Source organism: Sulfitobacter sp. F26169L (assembly GCF_026410285.1).
Taxonomy (GTDB): domain Bacteria; phylum Pseudomonadota; class Alphaproteobacteria; order Rhodobacterales; family Rhodobacteraceae; genus Sulfitobacter.
Genome location: NZ_JAPMLP010000004.1, coordinates 516,618 through 532,294 on the forward strand (window position 1 = coordinate 516,618; position 15,677 = coordinate 532,294).

A 15,677-nucleotide genomic window follows, 5' to 3' on the forward strand; every position below is an offset into this window, starting at 1 on the left:
CTTTTGAAGCACCCGCGCAGATACGCGGCCTTCACCCCAAATTTTCCCAGAAAAGACAGGAGACGACCTATGGCCGAAGTTAAGGCAGGCGACACCGTACATTTGCACTATACCGGTACACTTTTGGACGGCACGACATTCGACAGCTCGGAAGGGCGCGACCCTTTGCAATTTGAAGTAGGTTCGGGCCAGATTATTCCGGGTCTGGATGTTGCGATCCCCGGAATGGTTGTGGGCGACAAGAAAACTGTAAAAATCGGCGCTGATGATGCATATGGGCAAGTGAACCCGGAAATGCGTCAGGCTGTGCCACGTGAGGGTATCCCGGCAGAAATACCGCTGGAGATCGGAACGCAATTGCAAATGCAAACGCCGGACGGACAGGCCATGCCTGTGACAGTGGTTGAAGTGGACGAAGCGACAGTCACGCTGGACGCGAACCACCCGTTGGCAGGCAAAGACCTGCAATTCGATATCGAACTGGTAAAGATCGACGCGGCCTGAACGCTTTTGCCCGAGCTGTCTGATTGCGGACGGGAGGGCGGAATGGATATTTAAGGCCAAAAGAAATAGACGCCGTCCGTATGATCGGGCGGCGTTTTTTATTGAAATGGCGGGATCAGGATTTTTTGCGCAGGCGGATGACCACATCAACAGATGCTATTTCCGCACCCTCAGGGGCATCCGGAAGTTGCGCGATCACCAGTTGGTCGGAGGGGGCGTCTGTCAGACGTGCCTCGTCCTCCCAAAAGAAGTGGGGATGGTCATGGGTATTGGTGTCGAAATAGCTGCGTGACCCGTCAACGGTAACTTCTTGCAGCAACCCGGCGTCGCAGAACGCGCGCAGCGTGTTGTACACCGTCGCCAGTGAAACGCTGTCAGGCCCGTCCTTTGCAGACTCAAAGAGGCCTTCTGCGGTGACGTGGCGGTGTTGGCCGTCACCAACCAACAGCGTGGCGAGTGTCACACGCTGACGTGTCGGACGAAGACCCGCTTTGACAAGCCATTTGGTTCCGGTTTCCTGCTGGGTCTCTGACATAATTAGCCTCTGTAAGAACTTAGGCCAATATAAGGGGGGAACCGGGCAGTTTTCAATTGCAAATGCTACAGAAGACGCGGTGAGCGCCACAGACGCGGCGTATTTGGTCGTGCAGTTTGCCGGTCGCATTACAGAGCGCCCCCCTTGCAGCGACACAATCCACGGTGTTAGGTGAAAGATAACTTGAAGACGTGCAGGAGAAAAATATGGCAGATTACCCCACCAGTTTTGACAAGGAAGACCTGTTGAAATGTGCGCGCGGTGAATTGTTTGGTGAGGGAAATGCCCAATTGCCGGCCCCTCCGATGCTGATGATGGACCGGATTACCGAAGTGTCTGCCGATGGCGGCGCGCACGGTAAGGGCCATATCATCGCCGAGTTTGATATCACGCCGGATCTTTGGTTTTTTGACTGCCATTTTCCCGGAAACCCGATCATGCCGGGTTGTCTGGGCCTGGATGGATTGTGGCAGCTGACGGGGTTTAACCTTGGTTGGCGCGGCTGGTTGGGGCGTGGCTATGCGCTGGGCGTAGGTGAGGTGAAGCTGAAAGGGATGGTGCGGCCGGATCGAAAGATGCTGACCTACAAGATTGATTTTACCAAAGCTATCCAGACCCGCCGTCTGACTATGGGTGTGGCAAGTGGTACTGTCGAAGCGGACGGCGAACTGATTTATGAAGTGACGGATATGAAAGTTGCGTTGTCCGAAAGCTGACCCTTGGGATCAGAGCGGTTTGCGGGTCGGGCGAGAAATGTCGCGATTAATTAAGGAAGTGACTGATCCGGCGTCGGTCGTGGCGTTGCATTACAGTGTTCGCGCTTTCGTTTCGGGGTGATCAACGTTTCTGGAGTGTTTTGGCTTGGCGCTGTTTTCGAGGTTTGCCGAAGTTTACAAAGCGTTGATGTTTCAGAGCCAAAGCGTTACCGCTTCGGCACCTACGAGATGGGTCTAGCTGCTTGCGCCATGGTGCGGGCCTGTTTTAGGATTGAATAGACAAATTTAGGGAGTGCTGCACATGCGCCGCGTCGTCGTCACAGGGTTGGGCATTGTCTCATCCATCGGAAACAATGCAACCGAAGTGAAAGCATCGCTCAAAGCGGGGACGAGTGGCATTGTCGCGTCTGATGAGATGGCCGAGCATGGGTTTCGCAGCCGGATCGCCGGTACGCTGAAGATTGACCCGTCCGAACATATCGACAAGCGCACCTATCGCTTCATGGGGCCGGGAGCGGCTTATGCTTATCTGGCAATGGGGCAGGCGATTGAAGATGCGGGACTGGGCGAGGAAATCATCTCCAACCCGCGTACCGGGCTGGTCGCGGGCTCCGGTGGGCCGTCGACATCGGCGATGCTGACCGCGCATGAAGTGGTGAAAAACACTGGTGCGACCAAGCGCATCGGACCATTTGCGGTGCCGAAGTGCATGAGTTCGACTGTAAGCGCGAACCTTTCGACAGCGTATAAGATCAAAGGCATTAACTATTCCATCACTTCCGCATGCTCCACATCCCTGCACTGTATCGGCAATGCGGCAGAGCAGATTATGCTGGGCAAACAGGATGTGATGTTTGCCGGTGGCGGCGAGGAATTGGATTGGACCCTGTCATGTCTGTTTGACGCGATGGGTGCAATGAGCAGCAAGTATAACGACACGCCGGAGCTTGCCTCACGTGCGTTTGATCAGGACCGTGACGGCTTTGTAATTTCCGGCGGTGGCGGGATGGTTGTGCTTGAGGACCTCGAGCATGCTCTTGCACGTGGTGCAAAGATTTATGCCGAAGTGACAGGGTATGCGGCGACTTCGGATGGCCATGATATGGTTGCGCCCAGCGGCGAGGGGGGCGAACGTGCGATGCGCTTGGCGCTGTCCACGCTGCCCGAGGGCCGCAAGGTGAGCTATATAAACGCCCACGGTACCTCTACGCCAGTCGGCGATGTGGGCGAGATTGAAGCCGTCCGCCGTGTGTTCGGGCAGGGCAGCACGCCACCCGTGAGTTCGACCAAATCGATGACCGGCCATGCGCAGGGGGCTGCGGGGGCTTTGGAGGCGATCTTCTGTCTGCTGATGCTGGAAGACGATTTCATCACCCCATCGATCAACGTGCAAACTTTGGACGAACGACTTGATCCGTCAGAGATTGCAATGGAGCGTGTGGACAATGCCGGACTGGATTCAGTGATGACGAATTCGTTCGGATTTGGCGGCACCAACGGATCGATGATCCTTTCTAAGTATCAAGGGTAAGGATCGCACATATGAACGGGATGTTAACTGGCAAGCGCGGGCTGATCATGGGGGTCGCGAACGAACGCTCCATCGCGTGGGGTATTGCAAAGGCGATGGCGCAAGCGGGAGCGGAACTGGCATTTACCTATCAGGGGGATGCGTTCGGTTCGCGACTTAAGCCGCTGGCAGAAAGTGTCGGGTCGGATTTCATGGTTGATGTGGATGTGACCGATGATGCATCACTGGATGCCGCGTTCGATCAACTTGGCGGGCGCTGGCCGACCATTGATTTTGTGGTTCATGCGATAGCGTTTTCCGACAAGTCCGAGTTGACGGGGCGGTTCTTGAACACGTCGCGGGCGAATTTCAAGAATTCCATGGATATCTCGGCATATAGCTTTATCGAAGTTGCGCGCCGGGCACATCCGATGATGGTGGAGAATGGTGGCACTTTGCTGACATTGACCTATCAAGGCTCCAACAAGGTCGTGCCGAACTATAACGTGATGGGTGTGGCGAAAGCCGCGCTTGAAAGTGCGACACGCTATCTGGCGAATGATCTGGGGCCGGAGGGTATTCGGGTGAATGCAATTTCGCCCGGACCGATGAAGACGCTGGCGGGTGCCGCTATTGGTGGCGCGCGCAAAACCTACAAACATACTGACCAGAACGCGCCGATGCGCGCAAATGCGACATTGGAAGCGGTGGGGGGGACGGCGGTTTATCTGGCGTCGGATGCCGGAGCTTGTACAACCGGCGAGATCATCCATGTGGATGGCGGATACCACGTCTTGGGGATGCCGCAGGGCGAGAACCTTTAACAGCGATACACAGAGCTTTTTTGCGTTATTTTACAAATGCGCTTTGTAGCCGCGTCGCGGGGGCGCTGCCCCGTCTCCGGCCTATGGCCGGAGACTCCCCGGGATAATTATGGCCAAAAGAAAATAGGTCAGGTGATATTCAGCGGGGGGAGCGATTTGACCAGATCGTCTATGGCTTTCATCTGGGTCAGGAAAGGTTCGAGTTTGTCCAAGGGTAGGGCGCTGGGGCCATCGCAGAGAGCCCGATCAGGGTTTGGATGGGCTTCGAGGAAGAGGCCTGCGAGGCCGACGCCCAGACCGGCGCGGCCCAGTTCGGCGACCTGCGCGCGTCGGCCACCGGAAGCCGCGCCGCCGGGATCACGCATTTGCAGGGCGTGAGTGACATCGAATATGATGGGGGCATCACCCGACACGTCCCGCATGGTGCGCAGGCCCAGCATATCCACCACTAGATTATCGTAGCCGAAACATGATCCGCGTTCGCAGAGCATGATTTTTTCGTTGCCGCATTCGCGCAATTTTTCCACGATATTTGTCATCTGAGGCGGGCTGAGGAACTGCGGTTTTTTGACATTTATCACCGCGCCTGTGGCCGCGACAGCTGCGATCAGATCGGTTTGACGCGCTAGGAATGCCGGCACCTGCAGAATGTCGCAGACTTCGGCCACGGGAGCGCATTGCGCTTCTGTGTGGATGTCCGTGAGGACGGGGACATTAAAAGTCGATTTAATCTCCTCGAAGATTTTGAGGCCTTCATCCATGCCGGGACCACGGTAGCTGTGGATGGAAGAGCGATTTGCTTTGTCGAAGGAGGCTTTGAACACATAAGGGATACCCAGCTTTTGGGTGATTTCCACATAAGTTTCGGCGACTTGCATGGCCAGATCGCGGCTTTCCAGCACATTCATGCCACCGATTAGGGTCATCGGGCGGTCATTGCCGATTGTCAGGTTCGCAACTTTGATGTCCGTCATGGTGATATCCTTTGTTATCTGAGCGGTGGTGTCTGCCAGAGCCAGACCTTCATGCCGCCATGTGCAATTGCCGGCCCTTGGGGTTTCCAAGGCAATGCCGTTGCTTTTGCCAGTGAGGGTTCGCTGGTCACAAGTGCCACACGCCAGCCCTTGAAGCGCGTAAGCAGGGTTTGCCCCAGGGTGCCGTAGAGCGGATAGAGCAGTTTTTTGTTGCCGATGCGCGCGCCGTAGGGCGGATTTACGATGATAAGACCTGCGGGGCCTTCCGGCGGTGTCAGCTCGCCCGCGGCGTGATTGGCGAAGTGTGTGAGGTGATCAACGCCTGCCCGTGCGGCGTTCGCGCTTGCCATGCGGATCGCGCCTGCGTCACGGTCCGATCCGTAAAAATGCGCGGCAGATGTGCGGGGTGGGGTATTTTTCATTCCTGCAAACGCGTCCGCATCATAATTTGCAAGCTGTTGAAATGCAAAACTGCGGCTGCGACCGGATTGTAAGCCTGCCGCGATTTCTGCGGCTTCTATCACAAAGGTCCCGGACCCGCACATTGGATCGACGACAGGTTCGTTGCCTGAGTAGCCCGCCTGGCGCAGCATGAGAGCGGCAAGGGTTTCGCGCATGGGTGCTTTGCCGACTGCTTCTTTGTGGCCGCGTTTGTGCAGGCTTTCGCCGGATGTATCGAGGCTGAACAGCACCTGATTGTCATCGATACGTACTTTCAGCACAAGTTCTGCATCGGGATCGAGGGTAAGACCGTGGGTTTCTGTCAGCGCTGTCTCGACGCGCTGGGCGGCAGCGCGGGCGTGGTAAATTTTGGAAGCCTTTGTCGTTACCTGAACACGCAAAGACACATCTGTCCGCAACAATTCACCGAAGGGGAACTTGCGGCAACGTTTGTCCAGTTGGGCCAGATGGAAGGCCATGAATCCGCCGATGCGCGCCAGCACGCGGGTTGCACCGCGCAGTTCAAGGTTGGCACGCCAGACATCGGGCCAGCCACCCAGAACAGTTACGCCGCCGGGCACAGCGACCGCACCGGAAAAGCCACGCTCGACCGCTTCGGCGCACAGCACCTGCTCCAGACCGGGAACGGTGACAAGAAATATCTCGAAGGGTTGGGTGTTGCTCATGTACATGAGTCTAGTGGCTGCGCGGCGGCGCTGCACGTGGTTTTTGTTCAAATTGTCAAATTTCGGCCGTGATTGGTAACTAATCTGACGAAATGACTTTTTCAGAGACATACCGCGAAGAGCGGCAAATTACACGTCGCTCACGGGCGCGCACCGCGCGTTTTCTGGGCCGCGTTATCGGTTTTGGACTCACAGCCTGTCTGGTGGTCGCTTTGCGCACAGACCCGCAGTTGCGCGCGATGGTCGAAAATGCGGCGCTGGCGGTGATGGGGACATCTGATACCGGCCAGACAGCGAATCCCGGCGAGGTTCAGGCAGAGGCCATACGCAGTTTGGGATATGCGCCTGACAGTGGTGAAGCGCACGCGATCCAGACGTTCGGCCCGTCCGATGCGTCGGCGAAAAATGCCTCGCCGCGGGTGGGACAGATGCCGGTAAGCCGTGTAAAAATCAATCGCGCGGGTTCCGACTGAGAGCGATGGCTGGAAGGATAGGGGACACCTGACTAATTCAGCGCTGGTGCCTGTTTAAGAAAAGCTGGGACATTTTCCTTTGAGGAAAAGCTCTCTCTTCCGTTAAACATAGCGACCTGCGCTCAAAACCATTGGCCGGGTTCCATGAGGCCCAAGTCCAGCAGTTGACGGGAATGCCACTCAAACGGGGCAGAGTTATGCCACTTGAAGGTATTGATCTCGTACCGGCTTCCGGGATTAAGCTTGAGCGCTTTGGCTGTGCGGAAAGAGCAGACAGTGGCGGTGATGTTGTGATGCCACGGGCAGGCGTAGGTGTTGTACTCTTCGTCTGAAAACGTGTGATCCTCGCGCAGGCGCAATCCTGGGGTGGCGCGAAACAATGCGATGCGGTCAATCTTGCGGCGGGCGGGGGGGACGTGTTCTTCGTAACGCCAGCGAAGCCCGCCGAAGAAATCAAGCTGGCGTTCTTTCGGATGTCCGTCGTTTGCAGGATCATGGCGGGCCAGCGCATAATAGCCAGAGCGGTCCAGATGCGCGCGCTCCAGTGATACGGCGTCGGGGTAAACATCAAGGTCATCGGCATAAAGGTCGATGATATAGGTAAGCATGGCGGAACGGCGTTCCTCCGCATGAAATGCCAACATTTCCGTGACAGCGCGTGTTTCGCAAAATGGATAGAACAGATATTCTGCATTGTAACAGTAATAAATCCACTGCCCTTGGGCCGCGTCGATGATGGTGTTGATTGCGGCTTCGGTGGCGCCTTCTAGTGACACATTGTAATCAATGCGGTGGACCGTTTCCTGCAAATCGCGGGGCAGATCAAACAGCGCGGGCATCAGGGCCAGTACATGGGAAAAACCTGATTGCAGATGGTGGCGCAGTGTTGTGTCGACTTCGACATCGTCTTCGACCAGAATAACCGCGATCGGCCCTTTGGAAAGAGCGGCGCGCTGTGTCGTTATAAACTGGTCAAGCGAGGTGTAGTGCATCTGGTACTTTCAGCGCGGCATCGACGTTGTTGGGTTTTGTCATAGAATCGGTTAAATCGCCGTGCATTGCAAGATGCAGCGCGCGCTGATAGTCCGCGCGCTATCCCATCCACACGATTATCCGCAGGCGGTCCCCATGTCAGATACCAAAACCGATCCAAAAACAATCGGGCCCAAAAAGCTGTTTATCAAGACTTACGGCTGTCAGATGAACGTTTACGACAGCGAGCGGATGGCAGAAAGCCTTGAAGGGTATGTGCAGACCGATACCGCAGAAGATGCGGATATGATCCTGCTTAATACTTGCCACATTCGCGAAAAAGCGGCGGAAAAGGTTTATTCGGAACTGGGCCGCATGAAGCCGCTGAAAGAGCTGAACCCCGATCTGAAAATCGGTGTGACCGGATGTGTTGCGCAGGCCGAAGGCGAAGAGATCATGCGGCGCCAGCCTGCTGTCGATCTGGTGGTTGGTCCGCAATCCTATCACCGCTTGCCACAGATGGAGGCGCGTGTGCGCGCGGGCCATACCGCGCTGGACACGGACTTCCCCGAAGAAGACAAGTTCAATCACCTCAAAGGGCGCGGCGGCAAGGCAAAGCGCGCGCCTGCGGCGTTTTTGACAGTGCAGGAGGGGTGCGACAAATTCTGCGCGTTCTGCGTTGTGCCCTACACCCGGGGTGCCGAGGTGTCGCGCCCTGCGGAACGTGTTGTGCGTGAAGCGCAGGAACTGGTTGAGCGCGGTGTGCGCGAGGTTACGCTGCTGGGCCAGAACGTAAACGCTTATCACGGGGGCATGACACTAGCGCAATTGATCCGCGCACTGGCAAAAGTCGACGGGCTTGAGCGTATCCGCTACACCACCAGCCACCCCAACGATATGGACGATGATCTGATCGCAGCCCATGCGGATACGGATAAGCTTATGCCGTACCTGCATCTTCCTGTGCAATCAGGCAGCGACAAAATCCTCAAAAGGATGAACCGCAGTCACACCGCCGAAAGCTATCTGCGCCTGATCGAACGTATTCGCGCGGTGCGCCCCGACATTATGATGTCCGGTGATTTCATAGTGGGTTTCCCCGAAGAAACCGAAGCCGATTTTCAGGCCACCATGGATTTAGTCGAGGAAGTGAACTACGGCTACGCCTACAGCTTTAAATATTCCACCCGTCCGGGAACGCCAGCGGCGACACGCGCGCAGGTCGATCCCGCGGAGGCGGACGAGCGTTTGCAGCGCCTTCAGGCGCTTATCACGCGCCAGCAGCGCGCCATTCAGGAAGGCATGGTCGGGCGTGATCTGTCTGTTCTGGTTGAAAAGGCAGGGCGCAAGGGTGGTCAGATGCTGGGCAAATCCGAGTATCTGCATGCGGTGCACATCGAGGACGCAACCGCGCAGATCGGTGATGTTGTGCCGGTGCGGATAACAAAGGCGATGACCAACTCGCTTACAGCGCAACAAATATAGGGCTGCACACCACGCGGATGAGACGGCCCAACTGACACAAAAAAGCCACATTTTCTGGCTGCATTCCTTTGCGTCATGCACTTGATGTAACATAATCCACTGGAATTGGGGCTTTTTGGGGGGCTAAGATACTATATCTGGCACATAGTCCTTTCCTCGCTCGGAAGTTTTGCCTAACCTGTAACCGTGTGAAGTTTACTGTCGCGGGCTATTTGCCTGTCTGGGGGCTTCAGGGGGAATAGAATGAGGAAAAAAGCTGTGGCAGACACACTTTTCAAAGCGGTACGGCTGACGGCCGGCGCGGCGCTCGTTGCGGTTTTGGCACTACAGGGCGCCGCAGTTGACGCGCAGACCAAATCACAACGCGGCAAGGACAAAGGCCAGTATATTCCAACAATCTGGGTTGATCCGGACGGATGTGAACACTGGGTCATGGATGATGGCGTAGAAGGTTATATGTCGCCGCACACCAACCGTCAGGGTATTCCGGTCTGCCGCCGGGGTAATGTCTGCGGCGTTATGCAGAGCGACCAGTTCTTTGCCACAGACAGTGCGCGCATTTCCAAGCACGGTCAGGCTCGCCTGCGGGATTTCTTCAGAAGTACGAACGCAACCAGCTATATCATTACAGGGCACACAGACAGCCGTGCTTCTGACGGGTATAATATGCGCCTGTCGCTGAATCGCGCGAATTCTGTTGCAAAAGTTGCGCAGTCAACCGGTGCGCGTATTGCCGATGTCCGCGGGTACGGCGAACGCCAGCCCGCTGCTTCCAACCGCACATCATCAGGCATGGCAAAGAACCGCCGCGTCGAAATTATTTGTATTCGCTAAGGACACAAGCACATGAACATTTTTAAAATCACCGCGCTTGTTGGTTTGGCGGCGCTTGTCTCCGCCTGTGAAGATTTCCAGATAACCGAGCAGGGACCGGACAAGTCCATTGACCGTGGTATCGACAAAAAGCACCTGAGCCAGTTGAAAGCGGGCATCTGGGTTGACCCGAACGGTTGTGACCACTGGATCATCGACGATGGCGTCGAAGGATACCTTTCCGCGCGTCTGGACAAATACGGCAAGCCCGTCTGCTCCGGTGTGGCACCACCGACCCAGACTGTGGGTGACTTCAAACAGGGCGCAACAGGTATCATCGGCGATCCGATCTGATTTTGTTGCACCGGGAAGATATCAAACGGGCCGTGGTACTTCCGTACTGCGGCCCTTTTTCTGTAGCGCTACTGGCATTGCGGGCCATGCGGCCCTATCTGAACAAGTCTGACGATTGAAAGGAACCGCCCTTGTCTCCATCCGAAACGCTTGTACCCGAAACCGGCCCCCCCGGTCCGGTGCTGGATTTTCCAGACAATCGACTGCTGATTGATCTGTGTGGCCCGTATGATCAGAACCTGGCCGCCATCGAAAAAGCGTTCGACATCCAGATTGTGCGCCGTGGTAATTTTCTGACCCTGCTGGGGGAGCCGCTGGCGACAGAAGCAGCTGCGCACGCGCTGCATGCGCTGTATGCGCGTCTGGAGGGGGGGCGTACGGTAACCCCCGCCGACGTGGATATGGTTCTGCGTATGGGAAACGCTGCGGCGGGAACCGGCGTGCTGGAGGGGGACCAGATCGAAATGCCGATGAAACACAGTATCGAAATCCAGACCCGCAAAAAGCGGGTGGAGCCGCGTACCAAGGCGCAGAAAGCATACGTCCAGTCCCTGTTTGACAACGAACTGGCGTTTGGGATCGGCCCTGCCGGTACGGGCAAGACCTATCTGGCTGTTGCTGTTGGTGTATCCATGTTTTTGTCGGGAAAAGTTGACAAGATCATCCTCAGCCGCCCGGCGGTTGAAGCCGGTGAAAAGCTGGGATTTTTGCCCGGCACGCAAGATGAAAAAGTAGACCCTTACATGCAGCCGCTTTACGATGCGCTGAACGATTTTCTGCCGGGTAAGCAGCTTGCCAAACTGCGCGAGGAAAAGACGATCGAGATCGCGCCGCTTGCATTCATGCGGGGGCGGACATTGTCGAATGCGTTTGTTGTGCTTGACGAGGCGCAGAACGCCACAGCGATGCAGATGAAGATGTTCCTGACGCGCCTTGGCGAAGGCTCGCGGATGGTGATCACGGGCGACCGCACCCAGATCGACCTGCCGCGCGGCACGGCCTCGGGGCTGGCAGATGCAGAACGCCTGCTGAAATCCATTCCCAAGATCAGCTTTAACTACTTTACCTCGAAGGACGTCGTGCGCCATCCGCTGGTCGCCGCCATCATCGAAGCCTATGAGGCCGAGGCAGGGCGCACTGCGCGGCGGGACGTCTGACGCCGGTGGACACGCTTGATATCCTTATCGAAGCGCCCGTCTGGGACGAAGCGCTGCTGACGCCACTGGCGAAGCGGGCTGTTGTGGCAACCCTGCGCCACATGGCGCTGGACCCTGATGTCTGCGAGGTCGCGGTGCTGGCCTGTGATGATGTGCGCATCGCGGCCCTGAACGCCGGATTTCGCGGCAAGGATGCTGCCACAAACGTGCTCAGCTGGCCCGCCCAGCCGCTTGCCCCACCTGCCGAGGGGCAGGCACCACCGCCTCCCCAAATCGGCTATGACGGCATGATCGAGTTGGGCGATATCGCACTGGGCCATGAGACATGCACCCGCGAAGCCGCCGAATCAGGCAAGCCGGTAGAGGACCATCTGACGCACCTGATTGTGCATGGTGTGTTGCATTTATTGGGGTACGATCACCTCACCGACGGCGATGCCGCGCTTATGGAGGGGATCGAGGTTGAAATTCTTGGTAATCTCGGGCTGGATAATCCATATATCCATAACGACACGATTTAGACGCCTGATGTGGGCGTTGCTTCCAAAGACAGGACTAAATGGGCGATACTGACGGACCTTCTATCGCTGCGCAGAGCGCGCAGGATCAAATACCCTCTGATGATAACAGCCACCAAAGTGATGGCGAGACGGGAAAAAGCGGCTTTTTCAGCCGCGTCATAGGCGCGCTTAGCCCTTCGGAAAACGAAGAGGACAAGATGCCAACGGCGCTGAGCGGTGAGCGCGGGACAACCGGCATGGGCAATCTGCGACGCATGCGGGTCGATGACGTGATGATCCCCAAGGCCGATATCGTCGCGGTGAGCGTGACCGCCACCATGGACGAGCTTGTCTCGGTGTTCAAGGAAAGCGGGATGACGCGCTTGCCTGTCTATGACGGCACTCTGGATACGCCTGTCGGGCTTGCGCATCTCAAGGATCTGGCGCTGCAGTTCGGTTTCAACGGCAAGCCGAAGAATTTCGATCTAACCGATATGGTCAGGCCGCTGGTGTTTGTGCCCCCTTCCATGACGATCGGTGTCCTGCTGAGCAAGATGCAGGCCGAGCGGCGGCATATGGCGCTGGTGATCGATGAATATGGCGGCGTTGACGGGCTGGTCACCATTGAAGACCTGATCGAACAGGTCATCGGCCAGATTGAGGATGAACACGATGTTGACGAAGGCGTCTACTGGTCCGAGGAAAAGCCGGGCCAGTACCTTGCGCTGGCCAAAACCCCGCTGTCCGATTTCGAAGAGGAAGTCGGCCTTTCACTGACCGACCATGACGATGTTGACGAAGAAGAAATCGACACGCTGGGCGGCTTGGTGTTTATGCTGTCGGGCCGTGTACCGGCGCGGGGCGAAGTTGTGGTACATCCCAACGGCCCCGAATTCGAGATTATGGACGCCGACCCCCGCCGGATCAAACGGTTGCGGGTGCGGATGAACGGCGCGCCCGCGGGATGATGCCCCGTTTCAAGCGGTACGCGGTTCCCGTGGTTGCGGGTGCGGTTGCTGCATTGGGGCAAGCGCCGGTCGATGTACCTGCGCTGTTGCTGGCAGGCTTCGCGGCGATTTTTCTTCTTGTGTTTCGACGCAACCCATCGCCGAGGCAGGCGGCTGGTATCGGCTTTGCCTTTGGATTTGGTTACTTTCTGGTGTCGCTGCACTGGATCGTTTCGCCCTTCCTGGTGGACGCTGCGCGCCATGGCTGGATGGCACCTTTTGCCGTTGTTCTTATGGCCGCTGGTGGTGCGGTGTTCTGGATGCTTGCATTCTGGGGCGGGCGACGGTTGGGCCCGCGGCCCTATTGGCTGATCCTGACTTTACCAGCCGTGGAAATGCTGCGCGCCTATATATTTACCGGTTTTCCATGGGCCACCCCCGCGCAAAGCACTGTTGATACGCTTTTGGGTCAGGCGCTGGCGCTGGTGGGGCCGCATGGCGTGAACATCACGCTGATGGCGATTGCTGTTGCGATGGCGCACTCGGTTTTGCGCTGGCGCTCGGGTGGGGCTGTGATCGCTTTGGGCCTGACAGTGCCGCTGTGGGTTCCCGTAATTGCGCCACAGGCGGCGTTGACGGGCCATGTTATCCGGCTTGTGCAGCCCAATGCGCCGCAACATCAAAAGTGGGATCCCCTGATGATCCCCGTCTTCTACGAACGTCAATTATCGTTTACGGGTGCGGCTCCGACGCATGGTACACAGCGCCCTGCACTGGTTGTCTGGCCGGAAACTGCGATCCCGTGGGCCCTGAACCGCAGTCAGGTGATTGTTGAGGAAATCAGCGCTGTAGCGGACGGAACCCCTGTTATCATCGGGGCACAGCGTACCGAGGACGGGCGACACTATAACACGCTGGCGGTGATCGGCGCCCAGGGGCAGGTGGTTCAGCGATACGACAAACACCATCTGGTGCCCTTCGGTGAATATGTACCGCTGGGTGATTTTGCCGCGCGCTTCGGGTTTTACGGCTTGGCGCCGCAACATGGCGCCGGCTTTAGCCGTGGCGCTGGTGCGCAGCTGCTGGATCTGGGCGCATTGGGCCGCGCGCTGCCGCTGATCTGTTACGAAGCGGTTTTTGCCCATGATGTAAACGCCGCGCCCGAACGGCCCGAATTTATAATCCACGCCACAAACGATGCATGGTTTGGCACCTATGCCGGCCCGCAACAGCATTTGGCCCAGACCCGTATGCGCGCAATCGAACAGGGCCTGCCTGTGGCGCGCGCTGCAAATACCGGCATCACGGCGATGATTGATCCACGGGGGCGCGTTCTGGACAGGATCGGATTGGGGCAGGCGGATTTTATCGATGCGCCACTGCCGCAACCGCACGCCCCCACACTTTACAGCCGTACAGGTGATCTGCCTTGGGCGGTGATTATGGCGGTTCTTGTTGCGCTGGGCGCGCTGCGCACCGTGGCGAGACAGCGCAGGAAGCCGTAATAGCGATTGACCCGATGGGCGGGGCAGCTTAATCGGGTTCGAACGCATCACAACGGCTTCCTGACGTGATGCTTGAATTATACTGGAGCACGAACATGTCCCGCAAATCCTATGTTTTCACTTCGGAATCCGTTTCCGAGGGCCACCCTGATAAAGTCTGCGACCGCATCAGTGATGCCGTACTGGACGCCTTTCTTGCCGAAGAGCCGGAGGCGCGGGTTGCGGCCGAAACATTTGCAACCACAAACCGTGTTCTGATCGGTGGCGAAGTCGGGCTTTCGGACCAGAGCAAGCTGAAAGAGTACATGGGCAGCATCGAAGACATCGCCCGCGCCTGTATCAAGGATATCGGCTACGAACAGGATAAGTTCCACCACGAGACCGTGCAGATTACCAACCTGCTGCATGAACAGTCCGCCCATATCGCCAAGGGCGTGGACTCGGCCGCCGACAAGGATGAAGGCGCAGGTGATCAAGGGATCATGTTTGGCTATGCCACAGATGAAACCGCCGAGTTAATGCCCGCGCCGATCCACTATGCGCACGCCGTATTGCGCCGTCTGGCGGAGGTGCGCAAAGACGGCACCGAACCGACCCTGCGCCCCGACGCCAAATCCCAGTTGTCGATCCGTTATGAGGACGGGAAACCGGTTGGCGTGACTTCGATTGTGCTGAGTACCCAGCATGCGCATGAAAGCCAGACCAGCGCAGATATCCGCGATATCGTAGAACCCTATATTCGCGAAGTGCTGCCTGATGGCTGGATTACGGCGGACACCGAATGGTGGGTCAATCCGACGGGAACTTTTGTCATTGGCGGTCCTGACGGGGATGCCGGCCTGACTGGGCGCAAAATAATCGTGGACACCTACGGCGGTGCAGCGCCACACGGTGGCGGCGCGTTTTCGGGCAAGGATCCGACAAAAGTTGACCGCTCGGCGGCTTATGCCGCGCGGTATCTGGCAAAAAATGTCGTAGCTGCCGGATTGGCGTCAAAATGCACAATTCAGTTGAGCTATGCGATTGGCGTCAGCAAGCCGCTGTCGATCTATTGCGATACTTTCGGCACTGGTGAGGTCGATCCGGAAGCAATTGAAAAGGCGATCGGACAGGTAATGGACCTGACCCCGCGCGGCATCCGCAGCCATTTGCAACTTAATAGGCCGATTTACCAGCGAACAGCGGCTTACGGTCACTTCGGCCGTGCCCCTGACGCGGACGGGGGCTTTAGCTGGGAACGGACCGATCTGTGCGATGCGTTGAAATCCGCCCTGTAGGGTG

Annotated in this window: 17 protein-coding genes and 1 riboswitch; of the genes, 13 read left to right on the plus strand and 4 right to left on the minus strand. The window is 57.3% G+C overall.

The features are described from left to right. The first annotated feature begins 69 nt into the window (after positions 1-69). Positions 70-504, plus strand: a complete 435-nt coding sequence (locus OS189_RS11980) for an FKBP-type peptidyl-prolyl cis-trans isomerase (RefSeq protein ID WP_267167542.1) — start codon at positions 70-72, stop codon at positions 502-504. A gap of 115 nt (positions 505-619) precedes the next feature. Here OS189_RS11980 and irrA read toward each other — a convergent pair whose 3' ends face one another. After that, positions 620-1,039, minus strand: a complete 420-nt coding sequence (irrA, locus tag OS189_RS11985) for an iron response transcriptional regulator IrrA (protein WP_267167543.1) — start codon at positions 1,037-1,039, stop codon at positions 620-622. Between the two features lie 206 nt (positions 1,040-1,245). On the opposite strand from irrA, the gene fabA reads away from it, so the two are divergent. The 3 genes from fabA to OS189_RS12000 all read left to right on the plus strand — a co-directional run bounded on the left by fabA (position 1,246) and on the right by OS189_RS12000 (position 4,089). Next, positions 1,246-1,755: a bifunctional 3-hydroxydecanoyl-ACP dehydratase/trans-2-decenoyl-ACP isomerase gene (gene fabA / locus OS189_RS11990; protein ID WP_267167544.1), complete on the plus strand. Its 510-nt coding sequence runs from the start codon at positions 1,246-1,248 to the stop codon at positions 1,753-1,755. Between the two features lie 301 nt (positions 1,756-2,056). Beyond that, positions 2,057-3,286 carry a beta-ketoacyl-ACP synthase I gene (gene fabB / locus OS189_RS11995; RefSeq protein WP_267167545.1) on the plus strand — a complete coding sequence of 410 codons (1,230 nt, stop codon included), beginning with the start codon at positions 2,057-2,059 and terminating at the stop codon, positions 3,284-3,286. A gap of 11 nt (positions 3,287-3,297) precedes the next feature. Then, positions 3,298-4,089 carry an enoyl-ACP reductase FabI gene (locus tag OS189_RS12000; RefSeq protein ID WP_267167546.1) on the plus strand — a complete coding sequence of 264 codons (792 nt, stop codon included), beginning with the start codon at positions 3,298-3,300 and terminating at the stop codon, positions 4,087-4,089. A 128-nt stretch (positions 4,090-4,217) separates the two neighbouring features. Here the strand turns inward: OS189_RS12000 and kdsA are convergent, their stop codons facing one another. Beyond that, positions 4,218-5,063, minus strand: a complete 846-nt coding sequence (gene kdsA, locus OS189_RS12005; protein WP_267167547.1) for a 3-deoxy-8-phosphooctulonate synthase — start codon at positions 5,061-5,063, stop codon at positions 4,218-4,220. Positions 5,064-5,077: 14 nt separating this feature from the next. After that, the gene (locus OS189_RS12010) at positions 5,078-6,190 is read right to left on the minus strand and encodes a THUMP domain-containing class I SAM-dependent RNA methyltransferase (RefSeq protein WP_267167548.1); all 1,113 of its coding nucleotides are present in this window, start codon (positions 6,188-6,190) and stop codon (positions 5,078-5,080) included. A 92-nt stretch (positions 6,191-6,282) separates the two neighbouring features. Between OS189_RS12010 and OS189_RS12015 the strand changes: the two genes are divergently transcribed. Then, a complete protein-coding gene (locus OS189_RS12015; RefSeq protein WP_267167549.1) occupies positions 6,283-6,663 on the plus strand; it encodes a hypothetical protein in 381 nt (126 codons plus the stop codon). A 122-nt stretch (positions 6,664-6,785) separates the two neighbouring features. Here the strand turns inward: OS189_RS12015 and OS189_RS12020 are convergent, their stop codons facing one another. Then, entirely contained in the window at positions 6,786-7,655 is an 870-nt protein-coding gene (locus OS189_RS12020) for a hypothetical protein (protein WP_267167550.1), read from the minus strand. A 136-nt stretch (positions 7,656-7,791) separates the two neighbouring features. On the opposite strand from OS189_RS12020, the gene miaB reads away from it, so the two are divergent. The 8 genes from miaB (at position 7,792) to metK (ending at position 15,673) form a co-directional block, all read left to right on the plus strand. Continuing rightward, on the plus strand, positions 7,792-9,120 hold the full coding sequence (gene miaB / locus OS189_RS12025) for a tRNA (N6-isopentenyl adenosine(37)-C2)-methylthiotransferase MiaB (RefSeq protein ID WP_267167551.1): 1,329 nt from the start codon (positions 7,792-7,794) through the stop codon (positions 9,118-9,120). A 243-nt stretch (positions 9,121-9,363) separates the two neighbouring features. Beyond that, positions 9,364-9,954 (plus strand): OmpA family protein, encoded by a 591-nt coding sequence (locus OS189_RS12030; protein WP_416237476.1) that lies wholly within the window; start codon positions 9,364-9,366, stop codon positions 9,952-9,954. 12 nt (positions 9,955-9,966) lie between these two features. Further along, on the plus strand, positions 9,967-10,287 hold the full coding sequence (locus OS189_RS12035; protein ID WP_267167553.1) for a hypothetical protein: 321 nt from the start codon (positions 9,967-9,969) through the stop codon (positions 10,285-10,287). A 131-nt stretch (positions 10,288-10,418) separates the two neighbouring features. After that, a complete protein-coding gene (locus OS189_RS12040; RefSeq protein ID WP_267167554.1) occupies positions 10,419-11,444 on the plus strand; it encodes a PhoH family protein in 1,026 nt (341 codons plus the stop codon). A 5-nt stretch (positions 11,445-11,449) separates the two neighbouring features. Next, positions 11,450-11,965, plus strand: coding sequence for an rRNA maturation RNase YbeY (gene ybeY, locus OS189_RS12045; protein WP_267167555.1), 516 nt, complete (start codon positions 11,450-11,452; stop codon positions 11,963-11,965). A gap of 38 nt (positions 11,966-12,003) precedes the next feature. Then, positions 12,004-12,912, plus strand: coding sequence for a hemolysin family protein (locus OS189_RS12050; RefSeq protein WP_267167556.1), 909 nt, complete (start codon positions 12,004-12,006; stop codon positions 12,910-12,912). Further along, positions 12,912-14,396: an apolipoprotein N-acyltransferase gene (lnt, locus tag OS189_RS12055; RefSeq protein ID WP_267167557.1), complete on the plus strand. Its 1,485-nt coding sequence runs from the start codon at positions 12,912-12,914 to the stop codon at positions 14,394-14,396. The genes OS189_RS12050 and lnt overlap by 1 nt, the downstream gene beginning before the upstream one ends. Positions 14,397-14,437: 41 nt before the next feature. After that, positions 14,438-14,486, plus strand: a riboswitch (SAM-SAH riboswitch). Between the two features lie 5 nt (positions 14,487-14,491). After that, positions 14,492-15,673 (plus strand): methionine adenosyltransferase, encoded by a 1,182-nt coding sequence (metK, locus tag OS189_RS12060; protein WP_267167558.1) that lies wholly within the window; start codon positions 14,492-14,494, stop codon positions 15,671-15,673. Positions 15,674-15,677 lie beyond the last annotated feature (4 nt).